The 7638-nt window shown below is 48.0% G+C and carries 8 protein-coding genes and 3 pseudogenes; 6 read left to right on the forward strand and 5 right to left on the reverse strand.

Going from position 1 to position 7638, the window contains the following annotated elements:
• Window positions 1-62: 62 nt before the first annotated feature.
• The 3 genes and pseudogenes from argJ to PMG25_RS24415 all read right to left on the reverse strand — a co-directional run.
• A complete protein-coding gene (argJ, locus tag PMG25_RS09380; RefSeq protein ID WP_283766637.1) occupies window positions 63-1304 on the reverse strand; it encodes a bifunctional ornithine acetyltransferase/N-acetylglutamate synthase in 1242 nt (413 codons plus the stop codon).
• Between the two features lie 94 nt (window positions 1305-1398).
• Window positions 1399-1629: pseudogene (locus PMG25_RS24410) on the reverse strand (zinc ribbon domain-containing protein); the annotation flags it as partial.
• 15 nt (window positions 1630-1644) lie between these two features.
• Window positions 1645-1944, reverse strand: a pseudogene (locus PMG25_RS24415) (helix-turn-helix domain-containing protein); the annotation flags it as partial.
• 5 nt (window positions 1945-1949) lie between these two features.
• On the opposite strand from PMG25_RS24415, the pseudogene PMG25_RS24420 reads away from it, so the two are divergent.
• Both PMG25_RS24420 and PMG25_RS24425 read left to right on the forward strand, forming a co-directional pair.
• Window positions 1950-2624, forward strand: a pseudogene (locus PMG25_RS24420) (MiaB/RimO family radical SAM methylthiotransferase); the annotation flags it as partial.
• 24 nt (window positions 2625-2648) lie between these two features.
• Window positions 2649-3017 carry a 2Fe-2S iron-sulfur cluster-binding protein gene (locus tag PMG25_RS24425; protein ID WP_347178793.1) on the forward strand — a complete coding sequence of 123 codons (369 nt, stop codon included), beginning with the start codon at window positions 2649-2651 and terminating at the stop codon, window positions 3015-3017.
• A 15-nt stretch (window positions 3018-3032) separates the two neighbouring features.
• Here the strand turns inward: PMG25_RS24425 and PMG25_RS09395 are convergent, their stop codons facing one another.
• Window positions 3033-3197 carry a hypothetical protein gene (locus PMG25_RS09395; RefSeq protein ID WP_283766640.1) on the reverse strand — a complete coding sequence of 55 codons (165 nt, stop codon included), beginning with the start codon at window positions 3195-3197 and terminating at the stop codon, window positions 3033-3035.
• A gap of 21 nt (window positions 3198-3218) precedes the next feature.
• Entirely contained in the window at window positions 3219-3680 is a 462-nt protein-coding gene (locus PMG25_RS09400) for a class I SAM-dependent methyltransferase (RefSeq protein ID WP_283766641.1), read from the reverse strand.
• A 506-nt stretch (window positions 3681-4186) separates the two neighbouring features.
• On the opposite strand from PMG25_RS09400, the gene PMG25_RS09405 reads away from it, so the two are divergent.
• The 4 genes from PMG25_RS09405 to PMG25_RS09420 all read left to right on the forward strand — a co-directional run bounded on the left by PMG25_RS09405 (window position 4187) and on the right by PMG25_RS09420 (window position 7531).
• Window positions 4187-5035, forward strand: a complete 849-nt coding sequence (locus PMG25_RS09405; RefSeq protein WP_283766642.1) for an inositol monophosphatase family protein — start codon at window positions 4187-4189, stop codon at window positions 5033-5035.
• Between the two features lie 33 nt (window positions 5036-5068).
• The gene (locus tag PMG25_RS09410) at window positions 5069-5986 is read left to right on the forward strand and encodes a J domain-containing protein (RefSeq protein WP_283766643.1); all 918 of its coding nucleotides are present in this window, start codon (window positions 5069-5071) and stop codon (window positions 5984-5986) included.
• On the forward strand, window positions 5986-7221 hold the full coding sequence (locus PMG25_RS09415; protein ID WP_283766644.1) for an ATP phosphoribosyltransferase regulatory subunit: 1236 nt from the start codon (window positions 5986-5988) through the stop codon (window positions 7219-7221). Before PMG25_RS09410 ends, PMG25_RS09415 begins: the two co-directional genes overlap by 1 nt.
• A gap of 79 nt (window positions 7222-7300) precedes the next feature.
• The gene (locus tag PMG25_RS09420) at window positions 7301-7531 is read left to right on the forward strand and encodes a ferredoxin family protein (RefSeq protein WP_283766645.1); all 231 of its coding nucleotides are present in this window, start codon (window positions 7301-7303) and stop codon (window positions 7529-7531) included.
• The last annotated feature ends 107 nt before the right edge of the window (window positions 7532-7638 follow it).

Genomic DNA, 7638 nt, shown 5'->3' on the forward strand with positions numbered 1-7638 from the left:
CCCTTGTGGCAAGGACTTGACATTTATATCATTTGCTTAACTGGTTACCCAACCCATTCCCCTTAAGTCGTGTACTCAGCGTTGATTTTCACGTAATCGTAACTGAGATCGCATCCCCAAGCCTTGGCAGTTCCTGGGCCGTTACCGATGGAAACACCTATTTTAACCGTATCGGCTTCTAAATACGCACCTTCGGCCGCTTGTTTCATGTATGCACTAGCGGCATTACGATCAAAGTTAAGAGGTTGTCCACCCTCCATCATTTTGAAGTCGCCTAATGTGATATTCAGATTTTCCGCTTCAAAGTGGACTCCTGCGCGACCGGCTGCGGCCGCAATTCTTCCCCAGTTGGGGTCGCGGCCAAAAATGGCAGATTTGACCAATGAAGAACCGACAATAGTTTTGGCCACTTGACTGGCAGCTTGTTCATTTTCTGCGCCTGAAACTTCTACTTCTACTAAACAGGTGGCTCCCTCTCCATCACGGGCCATGGCCTTGGCTAGATGCTGGCAGACTGCGGTTAACATGGCTTCGAGTTTTTCGGCTTCTGGCCCCATGGTGGTAATGGCGGGGGTGCGGGATTGACCATTGGCCAGGGCAATCAGGGTATCATTGGTGCTGGTATCGCCATCGACGGTAATTTGGTTAAAACTGCGGTTAGCGGCACGGCCGAGCATTTCTTGCCACAGATGGGGGGAAACGGTGGCATCACAGGTGACGAAGGATAACATGGTGGCCATGTTGGGATGGATCATGCCGGAACCTTTGGCAATACCGCCAACGCGGACGGGGCGATCGCCAAATTGAGCCTCTAGAGCAATCGTTTTCGGCACTAAATCCGTGGTCATAATGGCTTTGCCGGCGCTCTCTGAGCCTTCGGCCGATAAACTAGAGACGACTTGAGGAATACCAGAGCGCATGGCTTCCATTTTGATCCGTTGGCCAATGACCCCTGTAGAAGCCAAAAGAACGGAATTGGGATCGATATTGAGAGCCTCTCCTAACAGGGATGCACTCTCTAGAGCATCGTTCCATCCTGCTTCCCCTGTCGCTGCATTCGCTTGACCGGAGTTACAGAGAATGGCTTTGGCGCTGGGTTTTTCTTCCAGACGCTGACGACAATAGTCTACACAAGCGGCCCGAACTTGTACCGTTGTAAACACCCCAGCCGCGATCGCCTCCACATCCGATACAATCAAGGCTAAATCTGGTTGTCCTGAAGGTTTTAATCCTGCTGTAATTCCTGCGGCTTGATATCCTTTGGGGGCGGTTACTCCGCCTTCGATTACTTGCCAGTCTGACATACCTGTAAATTCCCCTGCTGTCAATGGTTACGAGAGGCGATTATAGCAGTTGTTGACATCCACCCCTGCCTAAAGGCGAGGGGATTCCTAAACCTCACGTTAGCGAAGCTCCTCCGCAGGAGGCTTTAGGTTTCTGGTTCCTAGCAGTTGCCTTCACAGATTTACTCTGTTCCGGTCTTACACTCGCTCCGCAGACTGACACGGCAAGTCCTGCCGCCAAAATGTTTTTACTGGCATTAATATCTCGGTCGTGGTGTTTTCCGCACTTAGGACAATCCCATTCCCGAATATTTAACGGCATTTTTTCTTCAATATGTCCACAATTTGGGTTGCTCAACGGTAAGGAAGCGGCTAAGAGGGCCGCCTGAGTGTGATCGCGAAGATTAAGCCGACCAAGAATATTGGTAACATAGTTTTTCACAGTTCCTTCGGAGAGGAATAATTGCTGGGCAATTTCTCGATTGCTGGCTCCTTTTCCAATCAATGCCAGCACTTCCCGTTCTCGTGGGGTTAGCTCATCAAAACCAGGAGGAAGCACCGGTTCTGGATCGGGCGTGACTTGGGGTCGCATTTTCTGAAAGATACCAGGGCCAAACTGAACATACCCCCGATGGACTGAGCGAATGGCCTGGGCGACTTCCACGGCAGAATACGTTTACGGATTTGCTCTATTTTGTCTATGATGTGGAAGGGATAGAGCGGCTTCGGTTTGCTACGAGTCACCCTCGCTATTTCACGGAGCGCTTAATTCGCGCTTGTGCTGAGTTGCCGAAGGTCTGTAAGCATTTTCACATTCCCTTTCAGTCTGGGGATAATGAGGTTCTTAAGGCCATGCGGCGCGGCTATACCCATGAGCGCTATCGGCGCATTATTGATAAGATTCGGAATTATATGCCGGATGCGTCAATTAGTGCGGATGCGATTGTGGGATTCCCTGGAGAAACAGAGGAACAGTTTGAGCATACCCTAGAGTTGGTCGAGGATATTGGCTTTGACCAGCTCAATACGGCGGCCTATTCCCCACGACCGGGGACAGAGGCGGCGGTATGGGAGAATCAGTTAAGTGAGGAGGTGAAGAGCGATCGCCTCCAGAGGCTGAATCATTTAGTTGCCATTAAAGCACAGGAGCGATCGCAGCGCTATCTCGGCCGCATCGAAACCGTCTTAGTCGAAGACCAAAATCCCAAGGATAACACCCAAGTCATGGGACGCACAGATGGCAACCGCTTAACCTTCTTTACCGGAGATATCGAGCAACTCAAAGGTCAATTGGTGCAGGTGAAAATCACCGAAACCCGCGCCTTTAGTCTAACTGGAGAGCAGATGATAGCCGTGGGTGCTGCCATGACCCAGACGTACACGATCAAAATCCATAATCGCCACACGAACCAACACCACACCCTGCAAGTCCCGGATGACCGCTATATTCTGCACAATTGTGAAACCCAAGGGGTTGAGCTACCCTTTTCCTGTCGCAATGGTGCTTGTACCACCTGCGCGGTGCGTATCCTTTCGGGAGAAATCTACCAACCGGAAGCCATGGGACTCTTTCCTGACTTGCAAAAACAAGGTTATGCGCTGTTGTGTGTCAGTTATGCGCGATCGGATTTAGAAGTGGAAACTCAAGATGAAGATGAGGTCTATGAACTGCAATTTGGGCGCTATTTTGGTAAAGGAAAAGTGGAAATAGGTCTACCTTTAGAGGATGATTAATTCCTTGGCTTAAGATTATTTCTGGCATTCAATTAATCGCATGGGGGGATGGTCTAATAAATCTTGCCAATACTCCTGTCCCCATTTTTGAATCCCTTCAGGAGCAATCATAGGTTTATACCAATTCACGGTCTTAAACCCAACTTCTTTGAATGCCCATTCATAAGTTTCTTGGCTCAAATAATAGTCATCAATTACGATCTATTCTCCATTGACCTCAAAAGCCAAGCTAGGAACGGCCATTCCTTCCTGAAACTCAGAAAGATCTTTGTTTCTATAATATCCATATTTTTCCAGGCGAGTGTAGGATTCGGGAGATAAGGCAACATTATTGTTGAGGGCAACAAAACGGCCGCCGGGTTTTAAGTTGTCATAGATGGTTTGGGCCATTTGACGCAATTGTTCTTGGGTTTGAGCATGATTGATCGAGAAGGCTGCACCAACTAAATCAAAAGTATCTATTTGACCCAATTCGCACATATCGCTAACGATATATTCTATTCCTAGGGATTGCTTGGCTTCCTCTGCTCTAGCCAACTCGATCATCTTGGGCGAGATATCAACTCCAACGACTCGTGCTGCGCCATTTTTTTTGAAATTTCGACTGTGTATTCCTTCTCCACAGCCGAGATCGAGAATGGATTTTCCGTGAAGATCTCCCAACCTGCTAAAATAAGTATAAATCTATACATAAACGTAGATGTCGTAGATCTGGTGTTCGCGAAATTGCTTGTATTGTGTGGCTATGGGATCATAAACGGCCATATTCTAAAGTATCCGAAGAGATGGGTTAGAACTGAATGGGTTTATTATAGATCAATTTGGATTGTCTCAAGGTTATTTACTCCTGGCGATCGGGATCTGAAAGATGAACATTAAAAAACTCATAGCCCTAGGTTACAGCATAGTTTTGTGGGGCTGTCAATCTTCTACTTCGGTGGGGAAAACGGTGACGGTGGTGAGAATTATTAGTGGGAATACCTTAGAGGTGATAAGAGATAATTCTACCTCAGAAACAGTCAGACTGATTGGTATTAATGCCCCTTCTCCCGCAGGAAAAGGGGGAAAAGTCCCTCTCCCGTGGGAGAGGGATATAGGGAGAGGGCATTTCCAGTTGCACAATTCATTTAGACTAGCTATATTCCCTATTCCCTAATTCCCTATTCCCCATGACCGAGAATTTACAAATCTATCTAGAGATTGCCACAGAAGCTGCCCTTGCGGGGGGTGCGGTGGTGATGTCTTACCAAGGAAAGTTACAAGATATTCGTCAAAAAGGCCGGCCCGGAGATATCGTCACTGAAGCAGATAAGGCTTCGGAAGCTGTGATTTTAGAGATTTTGCAGCGCCATTTTCCCGACCATGGCATTTTAGCGGAAGAGTCGGGAAAATTGGGCGATCGCCAAAGTCGATATCTGTGGGCGATCGATCCCCTTGATGGCACGACCAACTACTCCCATGGTTATCCTAATTTCTCCGTTTCCATTGGCTTATTAATCGATGGCGTGCCCCAAGTGGGGGTGGTCTTCGATCCATCCCGTCAAGAACTCTTTCGCGCCGCCCAAGGCTTAGGAGCGACGCTAAACCGTCAGGCGATCGCCGTCTCTGCTACCCCCACCTTAGCTGATAGCCTCCTGGTCACCGGTTTTGCCTACGATCGCCGCGAAACCGACGATAATAACTATGCCGAATTCTGCCATCTCACCCATCTGACCCAAGGAGTCCGTCGAGGCGGTTCTGCGGCAATTGACCTGGCCTACGTCGCCTCTGGACGCTTAGACGGCTACTGGGAAAGAGGTCTCTCCCCCTGGGACATCACAGCCGGTATAGTCCTGGTGCAAGAGGCGGGAGGAACAATTAGCGCCTATAATGGAAGCCCTTTGAAGATAGACAGTGGTCGGATTTTAGCCACTAATGGCTCTCTCCATGACCCCATGGTTGAAGCCCTCCGCCAAATTTCCCCCTTTCCTCCTCAATGGAGAGAATCTGCTGAATGGGGAAAGAGTACACTAGAATAATTAATCATCTCTTGGCACAGTCAAACAGCAAGTATGTCTTTTAACATCAATCAAGGTCTGTTTCAACTTGACTTCACCGACTTCCACGCCATTTTAGGCGTTCCCATCCAGGCAGATAGTCGGCAAATCCGCAAGCGCTATATGCGAATTGCTAAAAACCTCCATCCAGACAGTAGTTCTACAGAAACACCAGAAGACAAACAACAAGCCAGTCAGATTCTGTCTAAACTGGTTAACCCAGCCTATGAAAAACTGTCCCAGGAGAAAGACTATAAAGAATATATGGTGATGTTGCGGCTCAAAGGCCAACAAGCCGCCCAACAAAATAGTAGTGAAACCTTGCAAAGTGAATCGGCTAAACAACTTGTCCAGGCGAAGGATGTAGAAGTTGAGTATCAAAAAGCCATGGAAGATTTGGCGACTCAACAATACCAGTCCTTAAACGACTTCAGTAAAATTACTGGAGAAATTAGCGAACTCAATATGGTCTACCTGATGCGGGCAGGAAGTTCAGGAGCAAAAGCAGCCAGTAAACCCAAAGCAGCCGCTCCTCCTCCCAAAGGCGAAAAACCTGCGCCCCCTCCTGCTCCAAAAGTGGAAAAAAAATCTCCAGTTGATGGCTATTATGGGCGAGCAAAGGAACTGACGGAAAAAGGTAACTTCCCAAAAGCGATCCTAGAATTGCGGGATGCCCTAAAGCTAGAGCCGAGTAATAGCGATTGCCATAGCTTACTGGGTATGATCTACCTCAAACAAGGGCAGAAAACCATGGCTAAAGTCCATATCAACAAAGCTCTCGAAGGCGATCCCAAACATGCAGAAGCCCTAGACTTGAAGAAAAAACTGGATGCGCTGATGAAAAAAAGCATGAATACGGACAAAAGCGATCAAAAAGCCAGTCAAGGGATTAAGATATTCGGGTTTACGATTGGTGGTGGAAAGAAAAAGTAATGGTTTATCAGTCTGCTCCAGGGGCTAGGGATTTACTTCCCCTGGACGTTGCCCAAAAAAACTGGATTGAAGACCGTCTGTATCAGGTGTTTCATCACTGGGGTTACCATCGGATTATTACCTCAACGTTGGAACGATTAGATACATTGATGGCGGGAGGCGCGATCGATCGCTCTACCGTGATTCAACTTCAGCAGGGTCAAGAAGAGTTGGGGTTGAGGCCGGAAGTAACGGCCTCCATTGCCCGGACTGCGGCAACTCGTAAGTATTTTAACCGGGTAACGAATCCCAAGCGATTTTATTATAATGCCAATGTTTTTGTGCGATCGCCCAAAGGAGACTACGGTCAGCAGCAGGAATTCTATCAAGCCGGAGTCGAACTGCTCGGTGCTGGTGGTGTGCCAGCCGATACTGAGATTTTATTGTTACTAGCAGATTGCCTGCAAGCTTTAGACTTCAGTTTAGACCAATGGGTTTGGGTGATCGGAGAAGCGGGATTAACCCAATCCCTGCTCTCCTCATTCCCCGCCGAATCTAGAAAAGCGATCCGAGAGGCGATCGCCAATCTTGACTATATTTCTTTACAACATCTGGATCTACCCGAAGACCTACAGCACAAAGCGCAACTGCTCTTCAACCTCCGGGGAGAACCCGCTCAAGTCTTCCAGAAATTAACGGCTCTAGATCTAACGGAGGAAGAACAGAGTAAATTAGAGAACCTCAAAACATTAATCGACCTACTCCAAGAGAGTCGCCCCAATCAACCCCCCTTACCGATTATTGTAGATTTGAGTTTAATTCGTACCTTTGACTATTACAGTGGTATCGTCTTCGAGGTGGCCAGTCGTCAAGGTACAGAAGTGAAAATTCTCGGTCAAGGGGGACGCTACGATCAATTGGTGGGCGTGTATCATCCCCAACATGAGAGCTTGCCAGGTATTGGCTTTTGTCTGAACATCGAAGCCCTGCAACAGGTGCTTCAAGGAAGCGATCGCCTGCCGAAAGAAATCCCTGCCAGCGACTGTTTAGTGGTTCCCTTAACCAACCAAGCTTGGGGGGCTGCCTTTGCCTATGCCGAAACTCTTCGCTCTCAAACGCCTAACCGCCGAGTTCAGGTCAACTTACTGGACTGGGAAACCCAAGAAGCTGTAAAAAATTATGCCAAAGAACGGCGGATTGCCCAAATTGCTTGGATTGATGCCCAAGGTAACCCCCAGGTGGAATCGATATTCTAAAGTAGGGGTGGGTTTGAAACCTACCCCTACGGAGGGTTAAAACCCCAATGAATGCACCTTACCCGATTGACAAAAAACCATGCCTCATACCATTGTTACGAATATTTGTGAAGGAGTTGCCGACTGTGTGGAAGCTTGTCCAGTGGCTTGCATTCACCCCGGCCCAGGTAAAAATACTAAGGGAACCGATTGGTTTTGGATTGATTTCGATACTTGTATTGATTGTGGAATTTGTTTGGAAGTTTGTCCCGTAGAAGGAGCAATTCTGGACGAAGAAAAACCGGAATTGCAAAATACACCCTCTCCCTAAATCCCTCTTTTACTCCAAGAGGGACTTATCCCCCTTCTCCCAGGGGAGAAGGGGTGATATCAAGTTCGCTTATTCATGTCCGCGAAGCGGAAATACCCTAATTAAAA

The organism is Roseofilum capinflatum BLCC-M114 (genome assembly GCF_030068505.1).
Classification (GTDB): domain Bacteria; phylum Cyanobacteriota; class Cyanobacteriia; order Cyanobacteriales; family Desertifilaceae; genus Roseofilum; species Roseofilum capinflatum.